Origin of the sequence: Sesame phyllody phytoplasma, from assembly GCF_018390775.2 — a bacterium.
Taxonomy (GTDB): domain Bacteria; phylum Bacillota_I; class Bacilli_A; order Acholeplasmatales; family Acholeplasmataceae; genus Phytoplasma; species Phytoplasma australasiaticum.
The window spans coordinates 1-758 of sequence record NZ_JAHBAJ020000033.1 but is presented as its reverse complement, the minus strand read 5'-3'; the positions used below and the strand labels follow the sequence as shown (position 1 = coordinate 758).

General features: G+C 35.4%; 1 pseudogene. It reads right to left on the bottom strand.

Annotation, left to right across the window (positions count from 1 at the left end):
• Positions 1-72: 72 nt before the first annotated feature.
• A pseudogene (locus KHD59_RS02395) lies at positions 73-758 on the bottom strand (group II intron reverse transcriptase/maturase); the annotation flags it as partial.

Below are 758 nucleotides of genomic sequence, written 5' to 3'. Positions count from 1 at the left end.
AGCATCCGGCTTTCCATAATTTACTCTCTTTCGAGAACTAATTTCTCCTTGCGGTTGATTAGTTATTTATTCTTATTGTTCTTGTTTTCTAATATCATGTATTTGTCGATTGGTTATCTTGCGATGACAATCTTTACACAATACCTTTGTTCTTTTATTCATGATACTTCGGTGATGCGCATTGCGGATTGTGCCAATATGATGAATTTGAAGTTGGGTTGTTTTGTCGCAGTTCTCACAACGTTCCGCTTTTAAACGGTCAGTTAGATGGGTGCGACCTTGGAAAATATACTTATTGATGGTAATATCCGGATTTCCCTTATAATTACGCATTTTTTTAATTTTGTCCCAAGAGTAAACATTCCATGGTTCGTATTGGGTTTCCCTTTTGTTAAGATAAGAAATCCTCCAAGTTGAACCAATTTTACATTTTTTTCGAACTTTGGCAATTGACTTTTTCCGTTTCCTTGCTAGTGTTTTCAAACAGCTGTATTCAGCTAGATAACTTAAGTGAGTCAAAACATTTAGATTGTTAGCTAAACAAAAGTATTGGATAATTCCTCGAACAATTTGTTTGATAGGTTCGGATTATTTCTAACTCGTCTCTATCTGTTAATGTTTCGTCATGTCTCACCTTTCCCTCTTTTAACCAATTGTATTCATATCCATATTCTTTAGCTTTCGCCTTGGGAATTTGGATCTGAACTTTGCCATTTAAGGAATTCTTGGTGGCCTTCTCTTGGCGATTCTTATTGGTG